General features: G+C 69.4%; 17 protein-coding genes and 1 pseudogene. 13 read left to right on the top strand and 5 right to left on the bottom strand.

The window, feature by feature from the left end:
* The first annotated feature begins 45 nt into the window (after positions 1 to 45).
* From ACQP09_RS23145 to ACQP09_RS23160, 4 genes are all read left to right on the top strand, one after another.
* The gene (locus ACQP09_RS23145) at positions 46 to 1,116 is read left to right on the top strand and encodes a hypothetical protein (RefSeq protein WP_433402539.1); all 1,071 of its coding nucleotides are present in this window, start codon (positions 46 to 48) and stop codon (positions 1,114 to 1,116) included.
* Positions 1,113 to 2,267 (top strand): hypothetical protein, encoded by a 1,155-nt coding sequence (locus ACQP09_RS23150; RefSeq protein WP_433402541.1) that lies wholly within the window; start codon positions 1,113 to 1,115, stop codon positions 2,265 to 2,267. The genes ACQP09_RS23145 and ACQP09_RS23150 overlap by 4 nt, the downstream gene beginning before the upstream one ends.
* On the top strand, positions 2,264 to 4,258 hold the full coding sequence (locus ACQP09_RS23155; RefSeq protein WP_433402544.1) for a dynamin family protein: 1,995 nt from the start codon (positions 2,264 to 2,266) through the stop codon (positions 4,256 to 4,258). Before ACQP09_RS23150 ends, ACQP09_RS23155 begins: the two co-directional genes overlap by 4 nt.
* Positions 4,259 to 4,563: 305 nt before the next feature.
* Positions 4,564 to 5,928, top strand: coding sequence for a dynamin family protein (locus ACQP09_RS23160; protein ID WP_433402547.1), 1,365 nt, complete (start codon positions 4,564 to 4,566; stop codon positions 5,926 to 5,928).
* A gap of 25 nt (positions 5,929 to 5,953) precedes the next feature.
* Here ACQP09_RS23160 and ACQP09_RS23165 read toward each other — a convergent pair whose 3' ends face one another.
* From ACQP09_RS23165 to ACQP09_RS23175, 3 genes are all read right to left on the bottom strand, one after another.
* Entirely contained in the window at positions 5,954 to 7,039 is a 1,086-nt protein-coding gene (locus ACQP09_RS23165) for a hypothetical protein (protein ID WP_433402550.1), read from the bottom strand.
* Positions 7,040 to 7,100: 61 nt separating this feature from the next.
* Positions 7,101 to 7,850 carry a Crp/Fnr family transcriptional regulator gene (locus tag ACQP09_RS23170; RefSeq protein WP_433402552.1) on the bottom strand — a complete coding sequence of 250 codons (750 nt, stop codon included), beginning with the start codon at positions 7,848 to 7,850 and terminating at the stop codon, positions 7,101 to 7,103.
* Between the two features lie 36 nt (positions 7,851 to 7,886).
* Positions 7,887 to 8,501, bottom strand: a complete 615-nt coding sequence (locus tag ACQP09_RS23175) for an RNA polymerase sigma factor (protein ID WP_433402555.1) — start codon at positions 8,499 to 8,501, stop codon at positions 7,887 to 7,889.
* 147 nt (positions 8,502 to 8,648) lie between these two features.
* Here ACQP09_RS23175 and ACQP09_RS23180 point away from each other — a divergent pair, with 147 nt between their 5' ends.
* The 3 genes from ACQP09_RS23180 (at position 8,649) to ACQP09_RS23190 (ending at position 11,002) form a co-directional block, all read left to right on the top strand.
* Positions 8,649 to 9,263: a Pycsar system effector family protein gene (locus tag ACQP09_RS23180; protein ID WP_433402558.1), complete on the top strand. Its 615-nt coding sequence runs from the start codon at positions 8,649 to 8,651 to the stop codon at positions 9,261 to 9,263.
* A gap of 135 nt (positions 9,264 to 9,398) precedes the next feature.
* Positions 9,399 to 10,223, top strand: a complete 825-nt coding sequence (locus ACQP09_RS23185; RefSeq protein WP_433402560.1) for a CHRD domain-containing protein — start codon at positions 9,399 to 9,401, stop codon at positions 10,221 to 10,223.
* An 86-nt stretch (positions 10,224 to 10,309) separates the two neighbouring features.
* Positions 10,310 to 11,002, top strand: coding sequence for a class F sortase (locus ACQP09_RS23190; RefSeq protein ID WP_433402563.1), 693 nt, complete (start codon positions 10,310 to 10,312; stop codon positions 11,000 to 11,002).
* Positions 11,003 to 11,293: 291 nt separating this feature from the next.
* Here the strand turns inward: ACQP09_RS23190 and ACQP09_RS23195 are convergent, their stop codons facing one another.
* A complete protein-coding gene (locus ACQP09_RS23195) occupies positions 11,294 to 11,860 on the bottom strand; it encodes a Uma2 family endonuclease (RefSeq protein WP_433402566.1) in 567 nt (188 codons plus the stop codon).
* 171 nt (positions 11,861 to 12,031) lie between these two features.
* Between ACQP09_RS23195 and ACQP09_RS23200 the strand changes: the two are divergent.
* From ACQP09_RS23200 to ACQP09_RS23225, 6 genes and pseudogenes are all read left to right on the top strand, one after another.
* A pseudogene (locus tag ACQP09_RS23200) lies at positions 12,032 to 12,191 on the top strand (DUF255 domain-containing protein); the annotation flags it as partial.
* Positions 12,192 to 12,686: 495 nt separating this feature from the next.
* Complete coding sequence (locus ACQP09_RS23205) at positions 12,687 to 13,949, top strand: DUF3696 domain-containing protein (RefSeq protein ID WP_433402569.1); 1,263 nt, start codon at positions 12,687 to 12,689, stop codon at positions 13,947 to 13,949.
* Positions 13,939 to 14,964 (top strand): hypothetical protein, encoded by a 1,026-nt coding sequence (locus tag ACQP09_RS23210; RefSeq protein ID WP_433402572.1) that lies wholly within the window; start codon positions 13,939 to 13,941, stop codon positions 14,962 to 14,964. The genes ACQP09_RS23205 and ACQP09_RS23210 overlap by 11 nt, the downstream gene beginning before the upstream one ends.
* Before the next feature lie 2 nt (positions 14,965 to 14,966).
* A complete protein-coding gene (locus ACQP09_RS23215) occupies positions 14,967 to 16,640 on the top strand; it encodes a DUF262 domain-containing protein (protein ID WP_433402574.1) in 1,674 nt (557 codons plus the stop codon).
* Positions 16,641 to 17,226: 586 nt separating this feature from the next.
* A complete protein-coding gene (locus ACQP09_RS23220; protein ID WP_433402577.1) occupies positions 17,227 to 17,601 on the top strand; it encodes a helix-turn-helix domain-containing protein in 375 nt (124 codons plus the stop codon).
* A gap of 53 nt (positions 17,602 to 17,654) precedes the next feature.
* Complete coding sequence (locus tag ACQP09_RS23225) at positions 17,655 to 17,891, top strand: transposase (protein ID WP_433406731.1); 237 nt, start codon at positions 17,655 to 17,657, stop codon at positions 17,889 to 17,891.
* Here the strand turns inward: ACQP09_RS23225 and ACQP09_RS23230 are convergent.
* The gene (locus ACQP09_RS23230; protein ID WP_433402580.1) at positions 17,882 to 18,304 is read right to left on the bottom strand and encodes a hypothetical protein; all 423 of its coding nucleotides are present in this window, start codon (positions 18,302 to 18,304) and stop codon (positions 17,882 to 17,884) included. The genes ACQP09_RS23225 and ACQP09_RS23230 overlap by 10 nt on opposite strands.
* Positions 18,305 to 18,312: the final 8 nt, after the last annotated feature.

Below are 18,312 nucleotides of genomic sequence, written 5' to 3' on the forward strand. Positions count from 1 at the left end.
ATCCGGCGAGCCCGCCGCACCCTCGTCTTCCCTGGAGGCACACCGGTGGCAACCCCGCGGATCACGGTCACCCTGGCCGGCGGAAACAACACGGGAAAGACCGTGTTCATGCACGGCATGTATCACCGGCTCTCGGCCGGCCTGCGCGACTACTTCCTCTACAGCGTCGACCGGGACGAGGAGATACGCCTGCTCCGGACCTGGAAAATGCTGCAGGACAAGGGCGAGATGCCGAGGGCCACCGGCACGGAACCCCAGACCTACACCTTCCAGTTCGCCAAGAACTTCACCCCGCTGCTCCAGATGGTCTGGACCGACTTCCGGGGCGGGGCCGCTCTGGAGGACTCCGGGCCGAACGCCCCCAAGGACATCCTCCAGTGGCGGGAACACCTGCCCCGGTCCGACAGCGTCTATCTGGTGATGGACGGCGGCGAGCTCGGCAAGTGGGTCAAGGAGGGCACGCCCGAGTCCGCGAACTTCGACAGCGGCGGCATGGACCTGGCCACGTACAACTGGGTGATCCGCGAAGCGGTGGACGGCCGGAGGCGCCTGGGCGATCCGCCGCCCTCCTTCGTGGTGCTGATCACCAAGATGGACCTGCTGGCCGTGACGGCCGACCGGCCCATCGACCAGGTGCTGACCTCGGTGGTCGCCAACCTGAAGAAACTGCTCAGGCAGCTCTTCCAGAACGGGGTGACGGCTCTCGTCTGCCCCGTGCAGATCGGGGACTTCAAGACGGACGACATGTTCGGACGCCCTGTGGACCGCTCGCTCATCCGCCCGCAGAACCTCCACCGCCCGATCTGCTTCTCCCTGTGGCACTACCTGACCGAGACCTTGACGGCGCGTCAGGCTCAACTGGCGGAGATCGAGAAGAAGATCACCGAGGGCGATGCCGAGCTGTCCGAACTCCGCGCGAAGTCGTTCCAGTCCATCCGGCGCAAGAAGATCGCGGCGGCCCGGAGCGCCCAGTGGGGCTGGGAGACGGAGAGGACGGGAATGGAGGCCGAGATCACGGCCACGGAGAGCCAGGCCGAGCTGCTGATGCGGGAGTTCGACCGGCTGCCGATCATCAAGGACGGCGACATCCACATCTCGTCGGGCGGATCGTCATGACGGACGCGGCGTGGAGCCCGGTGGTCCTCGCCCGGCTGTTCCGCGTCGACGAATGGTGGCGCGAGGTGCCCGAGGGCACCCGCGCTGACGGCTGGCTCGGCGACGCCGTCTCGGCCGCCGTCATGAACGGACGCGGGCTGTCCGACGGGCCGCGCATGCTGCTGGCCCGCCCACCGGGACGGTACGACGGAGCCCCGCCCGCCCTGGTGGGGGTGGCCTGCGACGCCGAGCGGATCAGTGCCGCGTTCCGCACCGACAGCGGCGGCCGCCCGCTCTACTGCTTCGTCGGCTGGCTCTCCGCCCCGGGGGCGGCGGACATCCCGTCCCTCGAAGCGCTGCACCGGGGCTTCCCGCGCTGGGCGAAGGAGACCTACGAGCGCGCGGTGGGCCCCGACTGGGAGTCGACCACGTCACCGGAGTGGCGCGGATACAGCGCTCCGCGCCCCGCGCCCTGGGGCCCGGCCGACCTGGCCGGCGGCGACGGCCCGCCGACCGCGCTGCCGAAGCCCGAGGGCCGGGGGGTGTGGCTGCTGCCCGAGGGCCGGGCGGGAGCGTACTGGGACGGCGCCCGGACGGCGGACGGCCCCTGCGTCCTGGTGACCGGCTGGAGCGAGCCGCACGCCCCCACGCGCTCGGCGCTGACCCACCTGTGCGGGACGGGTTTCGCGGCTCCGGCGTTCGACGGCGAGCGCTCGTACGCGGAGGGGTACGAGGCACCTGCGGCGGAGGGGGAGGACTCTGAGGCGCACAACTCGTGGAGAAAGTACGCCACTTGGCAGGTGAGTGAATCGTCTCAGGCCCTGGCCGGGGTGCGGGGGCGCATGGAGTGTGTGTCCCGGAAGGTGAGGGGGCTGCGCGAGACCGTCCTCGGCGGGAGGCGGTCGAGAGAAACGCGTACCGGAGCGGGCGAGCCCGCCCCGCCCCCGGCCCTCTCGCCGCCGGACACCTCGCCCTCGCCCCCCTCACCCCCGGACACCTCCGCCGCCGCGTCGGACGCGCCGGTGCGCCGCGCGCCGTTGAAGCCGGGGGCGCTGCCCGGCCGGTCGGTGGTGTCCCGGGAGGAGTTCGCGGCCGGCGGGCCGTTCGCCGCACTGGACGAGCCGGCACGGCAGCCGGAGGACCACCCCGGCACCGAGGAGGACACGACATGAACGCCACCGACCGCACGGACCGGACGGATGACACGAACGGCGCGGCCCACAGCGCCCCCGCCGGCCGCCTCGGCGCCCTGGTCGACCTGGCCTACGACGCCGCCGAGGCCGTGGACGTCCTGACCGGGGTGTCCGAGCCCGAAGGACCCGCCGCCCGGATCCTCGCCGAGCTCGAAGCCCTGAACGCCGGCGCGGCGGTCGCCGTCTGCGTCGGCGAGAAGAACCGCGGCAAGAGCTCCCTGATCAACGCGCTGACCGGCCACCCCGAGCTGCTGCCGGTGGACGTCGACGTGGCGAGCAGCGTCCACGTACTCGTACGCCACGGGCAGACACCGCAGGCCGTCGTCCACCGCTGGGACCCCGACGCCGGACAGGACCCCGAAAGCGTGGCCACGCCCGTACCGCTGGTCCTGGAAGACCTCGTTCACGACCTCCGCGACCACATAGCCGAGTACGCGGCACTCGACCCGGAGACCCAGCTCCCCCGGCACGACGACGTCAGCCATCTGGACGTCGCCGTCCCCGCCGACGTACTCCGCCCCGGCCTGGTCCTCGTCGACACGCCGGGGGTGGGCGGGCTCGTCGCCGGGCACGCGCGGCTGACGCTGGCCACGCTCGGGCGCGCCGACGCCCTGCTCTTCGTGACCGACGGCTCCGGTGAGCTCACCCGCTCCGAACTCGCCTTCCTGGAACGGGCCACCGAGCGGATCGCCACCGTGGTCTTCGTCCTCACCAAGACCGACAACTACCCGAACTGGCGGGAGGTCATGGAGCAGGACCGCGCGCTGATCGCCGAGCACGCCCCGCGCTACGCCCGGGCACCGTGGTTCGCGGTCAGCGCCACCCTGGAGGAGGAAGCGCAGGCGGCCGAGCGGGCGGGCGACCCGGAGACCGCGCGGCGCAAGAGGGCCGAAGACGGCTGCGGAGAACTGCGGTCGGCGCTGCGGCAGCTGGTCACCGACCGGGCCCTCGACCTGCGCATGGCGAACGCGGCGCACGTCATCCGGACCGCGCTGGCCCCCGTCGCCGGACAGACGGCCAGGATGCTGGAGGCCGCGACCGGCCGGTTCACCGGCGCGGCCGAGATGGAACGCCTGCAGACCGCCCTCGCCCGCGAGAGGAGCGCGGCGGCGGCCTGGCGCAGGTCCCTCGGCAAACGGGCGGCGCGGCTGGAGGCCGACCTGCTGCTCCGGTTCCGGCGGAGCGTGAACGATCTGCGGTCCGCCGGCGAGGACCAGATCTCGCTCGCGCGCGACGCCACCGAGCTGGCGCAGGTTCCGGCCGCCCTGGAGGACGGGGCCCGGGCCGTCTGGGTCGACCTGGAGACCGCACTCGGGGCGGGGCTCCGTGACATCGTCCGGGAGACCGGCGAGGAGATCGACAAGGCGCTGGGCCGTGAGCGGACCGACGGCGAAGACGCCGACCACGCCCCCGCCCCGTTCGTGCTCCCGCTCCCGGACCGGCTGCGCAACCCGAGCCGCCCGCCCCGCACGGCACACGACCAGGGCGGGCCGGGCGCCTTCATGGAGGGGCTCGTACCCGCCTACGGCGCGGGCGGGCTCATCGCCGCCGCCACCGCCTTCGTCACCGGCGGGCTGCTCATTCCGTTCATGGCCGGTACGGGGGTCACCTCATGGCTCCTCTCCCGGCGGCGGCGGCGCGGCGAACTGTTCAGGGAGCGGAACGACGTACAGCGCTATGTGAACCGGGTGGTGAGTGAACTGGACACCGAGGCACCGCCGTTGACCAAGAGAGCGGTGGCGGAGACGCGTGACGGACTGGCCCGGACGATCACGCTGGCTCTGGAGCGGCGGGAGCGGGAGGTGCGCGAGGAGCGCGAGGAGCTCCGGGCCGTCCTCGCCCGCGAGAAGGAGGAACGCGAGCGCGTGGCCGAGCTCGCCCGGTCGCGGAGCGAGCTGATCACGGGGCTGCTCGACCGGCTGGACGCCCTGGTGCCCGCGGAGGGCCCCACCGGAAACGGCACGAGGTGAACAGCCCCGGCCCGGCTCGGTCGTCTGCGGGCGCGTCCGACCGGGCTCGGCTGTCTGCGGGCGTGTCCGGCTCGGCTCGGTCGTTTGTGGGTGCGGCCGACCGGACTGTGCCGACTGCGGGTGCGTCCGGCCCGGCTCGGGCGTCTGCGGGTGTGTCCGACGGGGCTCGGCTGTCTGCGGGTGCGTCCGGCCCGCAAAGCCTTCCCCCCGACCCCTTCGGACCGCCCGAACAGGCTCCCGTGGTCCGGCTGGCCGCTCTTTGCGCCTCGTTCGGTCCGCGGCTGCCCGCGCCGGAAGCCGCCGCCGTGGCCGCGATCGCCGCCCGGCTCGCGGAGCCGACGCTGCGGATCGCCGTCGGAGGCCGGCTGAACGCGGGCAAGTCGACCCTCGTCAACGCGCTGCTCGGGCAGTCCCTGGCGGCGACCGGGGCCACCGAGTGCACCCGGCTGGTGACCTGGTACCGCTCCGGCCCCCAGAACAGGGTGCTGGTCCGGCTCCGGGACGGGAGCGCGCACCACGTACCGGGGGCGGCGGGAGGCGGCGTCCCGGAGGCACCCGGCGCGCTCGGCGCGGAGGCCGGCGAGATCGCCGAACTCGTCGTCGAGGCACCGAACCAGGCCCTCGGAGACTCCTACCTGCTGGTGGACACCCCCGGGATGGACTCGCTCAGCGGGCTGGACGACCTCGCCATGACCGCTCTGGACCGTTCGGACGCGCTGCTCTACGTGATGCCGCACCCGGGCCAAGGCGACGCCGAGGCGCTGGAGGCGCTGCGGCGCCAGTCCGGCCGGGGCGTCACCGCCGCCAGGACCCTCGGCGTACTGAGCCGGATCGACGAACTCGGACGTGGCACCGGTGACCCGTGGCCCCAGGCCGACCGGTTGTGCGCCACGTACGCGCGCCGGCTCACCGGGCTGGTCGCCGACGTGGTCCCGGTCGCCGGCCTGCTGGCCCAGGCCGGCCGCTGTGAAGGCTTCACCGACCGCGACGCCGAGTCGGTCGCGCTGCTCGCCGCGCTGCCGGAGGCCCGGCTGAAGGACGCCCTGTCCTCGGCCGACGCCTTCCTGCTCTGGCCGGACGGGCCGCTCGGCAGCGCGGACCGGGGACGGCTGCTGTCCCTGCTCGGACGGTACGGAATCCAGGAGGCCGCCCGCTGTCACGGCGGCGGCTCCACCCGTGTCCTGCTGGCCGAGCTGCGCCGGCGCTCCGGATTCGACGCCCTGGAGGAGCGCGTCCGCCGCGAGTTCGTGGACCGGGCCGGCCAGCTGCGGGCCGCCACCGCGCTGAGAGCCCTGACGGCGGTGGCGTACGGACTCGGCACCGGCGGCCCCGGCGAGGAACTGCGCGCGGAGCTGGCCCTGGTCCGCCGGCACCCGGTGCTGCGGCAGGCGGCCCTGTCCACCGCCTTGGCGGACCTGGCCGCGGGCCGTCTGGTCCTGGACGAGGACCGGACCGAGGCGCTGCGGCTGCTGGCCCGTGGCCGTACGGCGGCGGAGTGCCTGGGGCTCCCGGCCGCCGCCGGACCCGCCGAGACGGCGGAGCGGGCGGCGGCGGAGACGGGGCGCTGGCGCGCGTACGAGCCGGACCTGCGGCGGGCCGTTCGCGAACACACCCGCACGGCAAGGGCGTTGTGCGAGGCGCTGTACTTCGCGGCCGGCGCGGAGCGGTGACCCGGCATCCTGGCCGGACCCTGCCTCACACGGGGGACTGACCGATGGCCGGTCCGCCGGCGTCGCCGCCAGGGTCCACCGACGTCGGGTAGGGATGGCCGAACGAGGTCACCGCGTCCGATGCCGTCCCGTCCGCGCCGTACTCCTCGGAGGCGTGACCGCCTCCGTCCTCACCCTCGTACCCGGTGAACTCGCCCTCGGAGTAACCCATTTCCTCGCTCTCATGCTCGTCCTCCTCCTCGTCCTCCTCCCTGGGACGGCCCATCTCCGGCGGCTCGGACGGATGTGACGCGGCGACGGCGACGCCGTTCCGTGCCATGCTGCCCGGCCCGCCCTTCCCCTTGCCGGGAGCGCCGGGACCACCTGGAGCGCCCGGTCCCGGTGAAGTGCGGCCGACCAGGATGCGCGCGAGCCAGTCTCCGGCCAACACCCCGGCCGCCAGATAGACCGCCTTCGCCTCCGTCAGCGCGTCCGGGTCGAAGACGGGGACCTTCTCGTTGGTGCGCGCCGAGGGCAGGGCGACGACCCAGGCGGTCACGGTGGAGTCCGCCGCCGACTTGGTGTCCACCGTGACCCGCTCGAAGTCCGCCGACGGCAGGCCCGCGAAGTCCTGGAGCAGGACGTCCCCGAAGTAGTGGTCGTCCACGATGAGGGCCAGGTCGGAGTCGGGCCGGGCGGCCAGCGCGGCGCGGGCCGCGGCGGAGTTCACCAGCGCGCAGACCTGCTCCACGCCCTCGCCCACGAACCCGGTCGGCCCCTCGGTGAAGACCCCTTGCGCGACGGCCATCCGCATCCGGATCCTGTCTCCCGGCCCGGGGGACCGGTTGAGCCCGTGCAGCGCGGTCTGGGCCCCGGAGACGAGGCCGGGCGTCACCCGGCCTTCCTTCACTCCGAGCGGCAGGACGAAGAGCAGGCCGTCGCCCTGGTTCTGCCGGCGGCACCGGCGGGTGTCCAGCCCGGCGGCCCGGAACGCCTGGCCCATCATCCAGTCGAGCCGGTCCTGGAGGTCGAGCTGCTCGGTGTGGGTGCGGCGGCTGTACTGCTCGATGTCCACGACCAGGCTTACCCGCCGCTCGGACCGCAGTGCTGTGCTCTTGAACGACTTGCTCATGACCCACCCCTCGGGTGTCGGGTTCCCGCCGCGCGGCTCCGGCGGGAGCACGGCGGCGCCGTCAGTCCTCCTCGCCCGCCGCCTGGGCGAGCGCGCGCAACGCGTCCACGTCGTGCACCACCAGGCGCAGATACCCGGTGGTCAGGATGGCGCGGCGGCGCAGTTCGGCCGCCGCACGCTGGACGCTGGGCAGGGAGGCGCCCGCGAGCATGGCGAGATCGAGCTGGCTGAGCGGGACGTCGAGCTGGACGCCCTCCGAGGTGGGGCGGCCGTAGGCCGCGACCAGGCCGTCCAGGATCCCGCAGATCCGCACCAGCACCGGAGCCGAACCCGTCTCCATCCGATGGCGGGTGGCCATCCGCAGCTTGCGCGTGACGGAGCGCTGGACGGCCTCCGCCGCGTCCGGGTGGGCGCGGAGGAAGCGGAGGAACGCGGAGCGGCCGATGGAGTGGGCGAGTACGGGCGTGGCCGCCAGCACCGAGGCGCTGCGCGGCCCTTCGTCGAGAGCGGCGAGCTCGCCCACGAGGTCGCCCCGGGTGCGCAGCGCCAGCAGGACCGTCCGGCCGCTCGCGGTGTCCCCGACCACCCGCACGTACCCGGCGGCCAGCAGATACACCTCGGTGTCCAGGTGCCCCTGGAGGACGAGGGCCTCATGCGGCGCGTACCGGCGTACGGTACCGAGGCCGAGCAGCGCCTCCCGCGGTGCGGGCGACAGGTCCGCCACGAAGCTCCGCGCGGGCCAGTGCGTCTCCGCGGCACGGGCGCGAGCCGGGGCGTCTCGCGCACCGTCGAGGTCTGTCGTCGTCCCCACCCCCCGGATGCCGACGGGGCATCACGGTGGGCGAGTCTAGTGGCCGGTTCCGCACGGTGCGGGGCTTTCCGGAACGGCCCGCCGGACCGGCCGGCGACGGCGAGGCGACTCCAACAGGTCGGCCAGGGCCCGCCGCCCCCGGGCGAGCCGTGCGCGGACGGCGTCGGTGGAGGTGTGGTGGCGTTCGGCTATCTCCCGGTAGGAGAGGCCGTAGTGGTCGCGCAGCAGCACCGTGTCGCGGGTGTGCGGCGGAAGCTGGTCCATGGCCCACAGCAGCGCCACCCGGGTCGTCATCAGATCGTCGGAGGCCGCCGGCCCGGCGAGGGCCAGGTCCGGGGCCGGGTCGGGCCGACGGCCGCGCCGACGCAGCTCGTCCAGTGAGGAGTTGACGGCCACCCGGCAGAGCCAGGTGCCCACGGACGACCGGCCCTGGTAACCGCCGATCCGCTGCCAGGCGGCGAGCAGCGCGTTCTGCAGGGCGTCCTGCGCGTCGTGCTCGTCACGGGTGACCCGCCGGCAGATCGCCAGCAGCCGGGACTGGTGCCGGGCGACGAGCTCGGCGAAGGCCCGGTGCTCACCGTCGGCGGCCTGCTGCGCCAGCTCTCCATCGGTCAGGTGGGTCAAGGGGGCGGAGAAGGTCTGGGTCGTCACGATGGCGCTCCCCGAACGGTGCGGCGCGAGTGGGACGTGATCGAGCCTAGGGAGAACGCCGATGGCGCATTACCTCTCCTGATGTACTCGGCCACCCGATATCTCCGTATGGTCGGCAGTTCCGTGGTGAGAAGGGAGAAAGCCGACATGTCCCAGACGCCCCTGCCCTCCCCGACACCCCCACCCGAGCCGCCTCCTGACCCCTCACCGGAGCCGCCTCCCACTCGCACTCCTTCACCGGAGCCGCCCCACCCAGCCCGGCCGGCCCGCACCCCCGACGCCTCCGCAGCACTCGACAACGCCTGGCGCATCCACACGAGCGTGGCCGAATGGACCGGCCGGGTCGACGTCAAGGCCTCGGTGGTGCTGACCCTGGAGATCGCGATACTCGCCGGCCTGGTGACGGTCTCCACCGAAGGCGACATGAGGATGACCGGCGTCCGGCTCGTCCTTCTCCTGGCAGGCGCCTGCCTCCTCGTGGCCGCTGTGGTGAGCGCGGTCCTGGTCCTGATGCCCCGGATGAGAGCGCGGAAGGTACGCGACGAAGTCGCCGCCGACTTCGTCTACTTCGGCCACCTGCGCCTCTGGGACCCCGTACGCCTGGCCGAAGCCCTGCAGCAGGACGTGCTGCCCGTGGTCACCCGGTCCATCGTGGTCAACAGCGACATCGCCTGGCGCAAACACTGGCTGCTCCGCCTGTCGATCGTCCTGGCCCTGGCCGGCGGCCTCCCGCTCCTCCTCGCCCTCCTGCTGAGGCGCTGAGGGCGGCGAGCACGCCCGGAAACAGATCTGTCGTGACCAGACCAATCCGTCCCGTGGACGGCACCGAACACAAGACATCAGCGACCGCACGCGGCTCCGGTCCCGATCGGAACCGCCGGAAGGGGATGTGTTCTTGTGATAGCCCGTCGTACGACCCGCCTCACCGCACTGCTCGTCGTGCCTGCCGCGCTCACTCTCGGCGTCGCCGTACCCGCCTTCGCGCACGACGGCCACGCCGGCGCCACGACGAAGGCCGCCGACGGCGACACGTACCAGGTCGACCTGGAACCGCTGAACGACTCCGGCGCCACCGGCGCCGCCCTGGTCACCCTGGACGGCACCCAGCTCACCGTGAAGATCGACGCCCGCGGCCTGGTGCCCGGACAGCCGCACGCCCAGCACATCCACGGCTCCACCGACGGCCACGACTTCCGCTGCCCGGACAAGAGCGCCGACAAGGACGGCGACGGCATCGTCACCACGGCCGAAGGGCTCCCGACGTACGGGGACATCAACATCTCCCTCACCACCAAGGGCGACACGTCCAAGGAGAGCGGGCTGGCCGTCGACCGGATGCCCGTCGCGGACAAGGACGGCAAGCTGACGTACTCGCGGACCATCACCGTCTCGCAGGACGTGGCGGACCACTTCAAGGACCTGCACATCGTGCAGCACGGCATCGACCGCAACAACGACGGGAAGTACGACTTCGGCGCGGGCAAGAGCGAACTCGACCCGAAGCTTCCCCAGGAGGCCACCGCCCCGGCCAACTGCGGCATGGTCAAGGGCGCCGCGGTCGGCTCCGTGCCGGTGGGCGGCGTCGAGACCGGCTCCGCCACCACCGCGGGCGTGGAGTCGCCCGGCCTGCTGGCGGCCGGGGGCGCGGCCGTCCTCGCGGCCGGCGGACTGTTCGCCGTGCGCCGCCGGACGCGGACCTCGGACGTCCGGCACGAGGGCTGACGCCAGGCCCGGCACCGGAACCGAACGGCCACGCCGCAAGGGCCGAACAACGGCGTACACGGCGTACAACAGGGACAGGTGAAGCGATGAACGGCACGCCCGACAAGCCCGGCACGGACGAGCGCCGCAGGACACTCCGGCGGCGACGTGTCCCGCTCATCGCCGCGATCGCCCTGCTCCTGGCCGGCGGGCTGCTGCTGGCCCTGGGAACCAGCCGCCAGCAGCCCGCCCCGCCGCCCGCCGCGAACAAGGGCGGCCCGGCCGCCGCCACCCCGGCCGACCCCCGGACCGAACCACCGTCCGGGGCGCCGCGCGCCGAGGCCCTGCCTTCCTCCCGGCCCGTCAGCATCACGATCCCGTCCCTCAAGGTCACCTCGGACCTCGAACAGCTCGGGCTCGGGAAGGACCGCGCGATGGAGACGCCGAAGGACCCGGCCAAGGCCGGTTGGTACCGCCCCGGAGTCACCCCCGGAGCTCTCGGCCCCTCCGTCATCGCGGGACACGTCACATGGGACGGGGCCCCGGCCGTGTTCTTCGAACTCACCGAACTCGAACCCGGCGACCGCATCGACGTCAGGCGCGCGGACGGCACGACCGCGGTGTTCACCGTCGAACGGACCGCCGTCTACCCCAAGGACGCGTTCCCGACGGTCGAGGTCTACCGCAACCTCGACCACGCCGGCCTCCGCCTCATCACCTGCGGCGGCGACTACTCCCAGGCCGACAGCCGCTACGCCGACAACGTCGTCGTCTACGCAGCCCTGACCGGACAGACCTGACCGAGGAACAGAACAAGACCGGACGGCTGACGGCGATGTCCAAGTGCACGGTCGGCTGGGGGACGAACACGTCAGCTGGTACCAGCCGGCAATGTCGCGGTTCCAGCCGCGAGTGGCGCGGCAGTGGCATCGATGGCAAAAGGGAGCAGCCGTAGCCCGTTGGCGTCGATGAACTGCAACTGAACGTCGAGGCCCGGGTCGTTTTGCAGGCGCCGCCTCAATCGGTCCGCGAAGAACCGCGATGCGGGCGCTAACGGTCAAACGTCGACAGCGGGGCGCATTCTCGGTTCCTTACAAGATCCCGAGATCGACTGTGACGGAGAAAGGTGCAGTGGCCTTCACCGTGCCGGTGAACATCTCGCCGTCCCTGTAAGCCCTGGTGGCGGGATCGAGAACATAGGTGTAGATGATCGGGACCCCGGTGGCGGCCTGCTCGACCCGCCAGTAGAAGGAGATGCCCGCCTTGGCGTACTGGTCGACCTTCACGATCCGGTCCGTGGTCTCCGAGCCGGGTGACACGACCTCGACGACCAGGAGTACGTGTTCGGGGCGGGTGGGCGTGAGGTCGATGGTCTCCGCCCGGTACACGGTGACGTCTGGACGGCGGTTGGTGAGCGGCACGTCCTGCAGGCGGACGTCGAAGTCCGTGTCGGCGTTCCAGTCCGGGCCCGCGGCGGCGTCCAAGGCGTTGGCCAGAATGCGGGCCAGCCGGTTGTGGCGCTTGGAGGCGCTCGGGCTCACGACGACCATCCCGTCCACGATCTCGATGCCGGCGCACTGCTCCTCGGACCACGAGTCGTACTGCTCCGCGCTGATCTGCGTATGCATCCACGCGGGCGCCACCATCTCGGCGGTCATGGTGTACCTCCTTCGAGGAGCCTCAGCAGTCCCGGTGCTGCTGGAGCCAGCCTACTGTCCGCCGTTGCCGGCCCGCCCGGCTTCGGTGGTGCACCCCGTCCCACCTGCCCGTTCGTCTTCCGTCCCGTGGCGTGTGGGTGTGGTGGAGGCGGGTGCGCGAGGATTGGGGCCATGGCCAACCGGCTTACGCAGACCACCTCCCCGTACCCGCTCCCGCACGCCGACAGCCCCGTCGACTGGTGGCCATGGTCACCCAACGCGTTCGAGGAAGCCAGAAGGCGGAATCTCCCGGTGCTGCTCAGCGTCGGATACGTCTCCTGACCACTGGTGTCAGTGAACTCGTCAACTGAGTAGGTCGCCATTTTTTTCGTCCGTCTGAAGCGCGGGTGACAGACCCAGCGAGTGGTGGCTACCTGAGAGGTGGACATGCCGGGCGCGAGCGGGCCGCAAGTTGAGATACCCGGAGGAAGCCGCGTCAGTGGGGCGGAGCTGTTGCTAGCCCCAGGTGATTGACGCCGTACCCCTCGCCAGGAGGCCCCGGGACTGGGCTTGCCCGTGGCTCTGGGGAAGCGGATCGCCTTGATGCTCTTACTGGATCTCATGCCCGCAATCGTGCACAGCACCTCTGCCGCCGAGAGGGTTGTTGTACAGAGGCTCACGGTCTTGCCGGGCAGCTGGATCTCCGAGGCGGATGTTGGGCGTCTACGCAGTGAGAAGAGCGAACCTCAGGTCCCGTGCTTCCGCCGTCTGACAGTATTGCCGCAGCCGCGCCGACGCTCCGTTGGGGCGGCGTGCGCCGGACATGGTGTGAGCGAACGGAGCCCAGGTGTCGTTGGAGAGGTTCTCGCTGGAGAACTATCGCTGCTTCAGAGAGAAGCAGGAGATGGAGCTCGGCAAGATCACCGTCGTGCTGGGGCGAAACAATTCCGGCAAGAGTGCCGTCGTGCGAGCGCTCCCGCTTCTGTCAATCGGTATCCGCGGCGACTCCCCGTACCCTCTGGACCTGGACTTGGTCCAAGGCCTCACTCCTTCGTTCGCGGATCTGATCCACGGCTCGTCACCGCACGGGCACATTCGACTGGGCGCATCGATCGGCATCGATGACGGCGGGGTCCTCAGTGTCACCGCCGAGGTCCAGAACATCGCCAACCAGGGAATGCAGCTGGTTTCCTCGTTGGCGATCTCCTGCAGGTCGGAGGTCGTGAACATCTCCTGGGTCCCCGGCATGGACGCCTACTCGCCTGAGAAGCGCACTTATCTTGTCGACGGCCACGAGCACAAGGTTGGATTTCGCGGGCTGCTGCCCGATCCGGCCGACTGGCCGGACTCCGTCGGCGGTGTCCGCGGAGTCGCCGGGCTGCTTCGGGAAGGCCTAGACGAGATTCGGTATTTGGGTCCGTTCAGGAAGAGCCCGGAGCGATTCTTCCGGTCACCGGTCAGAACACTGGGGCACGTCGGTCATCGGGGAGAGAGGGCTTTCGGTGTGCTCGCGGCGGATGAGATGTACGGGCGTGGTCTGATCGGCCGTGAAGTGAACATTCTGCTGGAAAGAATCCTGCCCGGCTGGCGTCTCGAAGTCACCGACGTCGGTTCCGGGATGTACATCCCCAAGCTGCGTTCCCTGCGCGACCCCGATCTCGTCGTCCATATCGATGACGTCGGCACCGGTGTGGTTCAGTTCCTGCCGATAGTGATTCAGAGGGCCGCAGACCGCGTGGAGTCGCCTGCCGGGCACGTGATCGAGATCGTGGAAGAGCCCGAACTTCATCTCCATCCTTCGGCGCACGCCGCGATCGCCGATCTCTATGTTGATGCCGTTCAGGAATCACGCGTGCGTTTTCTGGTGGAGACGCACAGCGAGAATTTTCTCCTGAGGCTTCGTCGGCGGGTTGCGGAACGAAAGCTGGCACCGGAGGACGTGAAAATCTACTTCGTCGAGCAGGCTGAGGGGTCCGCTACCCTGCGAAAGATCGAAGTGGATGCCCTCGGCAACCTCGATTACTGGCCTCGGGGAGTCTTCGCGGAGGATTTCGAGGAGGTCCGCGCCCTCGCTGATGCGCAGGCGAATCGGATCAACGATGCGCGTTGAGATTCCTGTAGACCTGCTGACGGACCGTCAGGGCGACGAAAACGCAGAGCTTGTGTTAAAGCTGATCGCGTTCTTCAGGGAGGCGCGACACGAGTGGGTCATCTCTCCCCGTGATGTGGACGCCGTTCATGCGTTCCTGGAGCGTCACGTCCCGGTCTTGGCGCAGATCTACCTACTGCTTGCGCAGAAGGCGAGCATGGCTCAGGCCTGGGCGCCTCATGGGGGGACCGCCGGGGTTGTCAGGGTGGCCGGTGAGACGCTGGCAGCCGACCTCCGTGACTTGGAGCGGCCAGCTGTGCTGGTTGTGGAGAATGCGACCTACGACTGGCAGATGATCGAGGCGCTCGCGCGCCTGTTGGGCTGTGAGGACGTTATCGGCGCCAAGAACGACAGTCGCCTCGGTGTGTACAACGGAGGCGGCAAGGATGGAGCAACCCAGCATGCAGTCGACCAGGCCGCGCAGTTCTCCAGGACCAAGCGTGTAGTTCTAGTCATTGATAGCGACAGTTTCCACCCCGCGGACCGGACCGGCAATCACGAGAAGGCCGAAGCTGCGGCCCGCGAAGGCGTCAGTTCACATGTCCTCAGTTTCCGGGAGATGGAGAACTACATTCCTAACCGGGTCCTGGCCCGCCAGCCGAAGAGGACTGTTGGGATGTCCTCCATGGCCAAGCGCCTGGAGTCTCTCAAGAAATTCTCGCCCGAGCAGCGCGCCCACTTTGATATGAAGCACGGATTCAAAGGGAAACCGAAGGGGAGCCTCGACCGCAAGAGGCGGCACTCCGGGAAAACGGGCACGACCTACATCATCCCCCCGCGTCACGGTGACCTGTACGACGAAGTGGCGGAGCAGGATCTCGTCACCCTTCAGGAGGGATTCGGGACGGACTTGCCAGGTCTGTTCCTTCAAGAGGTAGTACGCGGCGGTATATCGGACCGTGACTTGGATGGCCTGGGTCCCGGGGTGAAGCAGGAATTGAAATCGATGTTCGAAATAATTCGGAGTGTGATCTGAGCGTGGGAGATGTCGAAGTGGTCAAGGATATCTCGGTGGTTCCGGAGGTTCACTTCCTGGAGCAGGTTCTGGAGCGGATTTCACAGGGCGAACTGCGGGTGCCGAAGTTCCAGCGCCCTTTCCTGTGGCGTCCTGAGCAGATGTTGCAGCTTTTCGACAGTATGGAGCGTGGCTATCCGATGGGAAGCTTGCTCATCTGGGAGACCACCATGCCACTCGAGAGCCTCGATACCATCGGTGGGCGCAGAATTCCGCCGCCGCCAGAGGGTGCGAAGGTCGCCTACGTTCTGGACGGCCATCAGCGGCTCTCGACGCTCTTCGGCGTCCTCCATCGCTCAGCCGATGCTCCGCGGTCTACGCGGCAGGAGGACTGGATGTGGTGGGTCTATCGGCCGCTCGTCCGGTCGGACAATGACGGCTTGCGCTACCGCCACTGGAAGAGTGCCGAGGAAGTGCCCAGCCACTACCTGCCCATGCGGTCCGTGCTGGGGACCCTGGACTTCCTCGAATACGCACGGAAGCTTTCCGATGTCTCCGCCTCCCGTGAGGAGGCCGACCGCCTCACAACGGAGAGCGAGCGCATCGCGAAGCGGGTGAAGAACTACAAGGTTTCCGTGGTGCGCATGGAGGGCGGCACTCTCCAGCAGGCCATCGAGGTCTTTTCCAGGATCAACAGCAGTGGCCAGAAGATGCGTCCCGACCAGATGGTCTCCGCTCTGACCTACGGGACGATCGGCTCGGAGACGCTCAGCGACAAGATGGAGGAGATCAAGGGGCGGGTCGCCGCTTCTGGCTTTGGCGAGATCCCGATCATGACGATCTTTCAGACCGTCCTCGCACTGTCTGGCGAGGAGGATGTGCAACGGGACACATCCTGGGAGACGATGGCTCGCAAGGTCCAAGATCAGCTCATGACCGCAGTGACGGACACCGACCTGATCATTCAGCAGGTGGTCGAGTTCTTGCGGGGCGAGGTCCGGGTTCCGCTGGCCCGCTTGGTTCCGTACAACATCCAAATTATGCTGCTCGCCGTTTTCTTCCACTTCTCCGACAAGGTCGAAGTGGAGCAGCGGGTCAAGCTCCGAAACTGGTTCTGGACAACGTCGCTGGCAGGCACCTTCGCAGGATCCACAACCACCCAGGTCCGGAACTTCATTACGGAGATGAAGGCCTTCGCGCGGGGCAAGGGTGGGCTCAGCTACTCCGGTGAGCGGGCCCGTTCCTTCCCCGAGCGTTTCGACCTGCGCAGCGCGCGTGTACGCGCCTACCTCCTTTGGGATCTGCAGACGTTTCCAGAGCGGAAGAACCTCGACGGCGGCACTGCCAACGTACTGGAGCAGCTCGCGACGGCACACACCGAAACTTATCGACACATCATTACTCAGAGTGGGGTCCCGGGGGCGTCCAGTCCCGCTAACAGGATCGTCATGACGACACCGCCAGGCGTGTCGATCCGGCAGGCGCTCATCAGACTCGCGGAGGAGGGGAGGACCGACATTCTGGACTCACACGGAGTCAGTCTCGCGTCCATCGAGCACCTCAAGTCCGATGAGTTCACCGAATTCATTCTGGCGCGCCAGAGTGAGCTGGCCGCGCGGGAGCGGCAGTTCATCGAGAGTTTGGGCATCAAGTCGGCGGATAAGGAGGTCGGGGAGGCCGATATCGACACCGAGTGAGGGGCAGTGAGTTCAGGCTTGGGTCAGCCGCGAAGGCGCGACACGGTGTTGCCGCCCTTGACTCGACGACAAACGACTCGACGCAATCCCTTGTGGCTATTTCGCTCTGTCGGGGTTCGGTGACCCGGAGGGCGTGGCAGGAAGTGAGGGCCAGAAATCACTCACTCCTTCCTCAGTTTCCAAGCCTGTTCGCTGGATTTCGGCGCGGGACTCATCTTGTCCTTTTCGAACCGTCGCCGCCGGGGTTCTGTTGTAGTTCGGCGAGACCATCGCTCGGCTCAGGCGCCGGAGATACGTGCTGTCGTTGTGCACCATGTTTCCCGCATCCTGGTGCGCACCTATGCCGCCCTGCTCTGGGTTGGACATAGCCCCACACCGAGCAACGGTGGACGGACGGACCTCGGCCAGGCCGACGGGGGCGTGCGGGTTCCACAGGCTAAGGGCTGTCCCGTAACTGGTCCTCCTGATGGATAATCTTGGTGTGTCTGGTGTGATCACGGCCTCGGAGCCATCCTGGATAGCCCCGTTTACCGGGCTGAGCCCGCGTGCCTTCGGCAAGTTTGTAACGCTACTGCGTTATGAGGGTGTGGACTTACCAGGTCGGGGCCGGCCGTGGAAGCTACCCCTGCAGGACCGGCTGCTGCTGGTTGCCGTGTACTGGCGGACCAACCTGACGATGCGGCAACTCGGCCCGATGTTGGGGGTGTCGAAGTCCACGGCCGGCCGGGTCATCGACCACCTCGGGCCGAAGCTCGCCCTGCAGCTCCGCCGGAAGTTCGCTCAGGACGCTGTGCTGATCGTGGACGGCACCCTGGTGCCCACTCGCGACCACAAGGTCGCCGAGCAGTCGAAGAACTATCGCTACTCCACCAGCCACCAGGTGGTTATCGACGCCGACACCCGCCGTGTCGTGGTGATCGGCAAGCCGCTGCCGGGCAACCGCAACGACTGCCGGGCCTAGGTCGAGTCGGGCGCGAAAGCCGCTATCGGCAAGACGGTGGTGATCGCCGATGGCTGCTACCCGGGCACAGGGCTGGTGATGCCGTACGCCGCAGCCCCGGCGAGGAACTACCCGACTGGAAGAAGGCCCACAACAAGACCCACAAGCAGGTCCGAGCCCGCGTTGAGCACTGCTTCGCCCGCATGAAGACCTGTAAGATCCTGCGCGACTGCCGACTGAGGGGGGACGGCGTGCACCACGCCATGCGCGGCATCGCCCGCCTGCACAACCTTGCCTTGTGCTATCCGTGAGCATCTCCACTGGCGGCCTCGGATGCCGAAGGCGGAACGTCGGCGACCGTGATCGGAAGGCCGTGCTCCTGCGGCCAACCCGGCCGCCACCTGGCGAGCCACTCGGCGAAGTCCTCGCGCACGAACATAGGGTCCGCCGGCTTCAGCCGAATCTGAGGTCGCTCATCAGCCCACCACACCTCGAACTCCAACTCGGTGCCCTCCGTGGGCCAGCGATCGGCTTCGCCTGGTAGCAACAGCACGTCGACGAAGCCGCGTACGGGCAGCCCGATGTCCACGAAGATGCCGATCGCGCCGGGGCTTGGCACCCGGACCACCGTTCCAAGGAAGCGTTGCCCGAAATGCAGTCGGCGGCGTGTAGCCTCCCAGGCCTGTGCACTCACCACCCGGGCATCTTGCCAGCCGAGTCCCATACGGGACA

Origin of the sequence: Streptomyces sp. CA-146814, from assembly GCF_050942385.1 — a bacterium.
Classification (GTDB): domain Bacteria; phylum Actinomycetota; class Actinomycetes; order Streptomycetales; family Streptomycetaceae; genus Streptomyces.

Excerpts from the sequence above, each read along its gene's own strand:
- ACQP09_RS23165 (WP_433402550.1), bottom strand. The coding sequence starts at position 7,039 with ATGAGCAAGTCGTTCAAGAGCACAGCACTGCGGTCCGAGCGGCGGGTA.
- ACQP09_RS23195 (WP_433402566.1), bottom strand. The coding sequence starts at position 11,860 with ATGACCGCCGAGATGGTGGCGCCCGCGTGGATGCATACGCAGATCAGC.
- ACQP09_RS23155 (WP_433402544.1), top strand. The coding sequence starts at position 2,264 with ATGAACGCCACCGACCGCACGGACCGGACGGATGACACGAACGGCGCG.
- ACQP09_RS23150 (WP_433402541.1), top strand. The coding sequence starts at position 1,113 with ATGACGGACGCGGCGTGGAGCCCGGTGGTCCTCGCCCGGCTGTTCCGC.
- ACQP09_RS23210 (WP_433402572.1), top strand. The coding sequence starts at position 13,939 with ATGCGCGTTGAGATTCCTGTAGACCTGCTGACGGACCGTCAGGGCGAC.
- ACQP09_RS23190 (WP_433402563.1), top strand. The coding sequence starts at position 10,310 with ATGAACGGCACGCCCGACAAGCCCGGCACGGACGAGCGCCGCAGGACA.
- ACQP09_RS23230 (WP_433402580.1), bottom strand. The coding sequence starts at position 18,304 with ATGGGACTCGGCTGGCAAGATGCCCGGGTGGTGAGTGCACAGGCCTGG.
- ACQP09_RS23180 (WP_433402558.1), top strand. The coding sequence starts at position 8,649 with ATGTCCCAGACGCCCCTGCCCTCCCCGACACCCCCACCCGAGCCGCCT.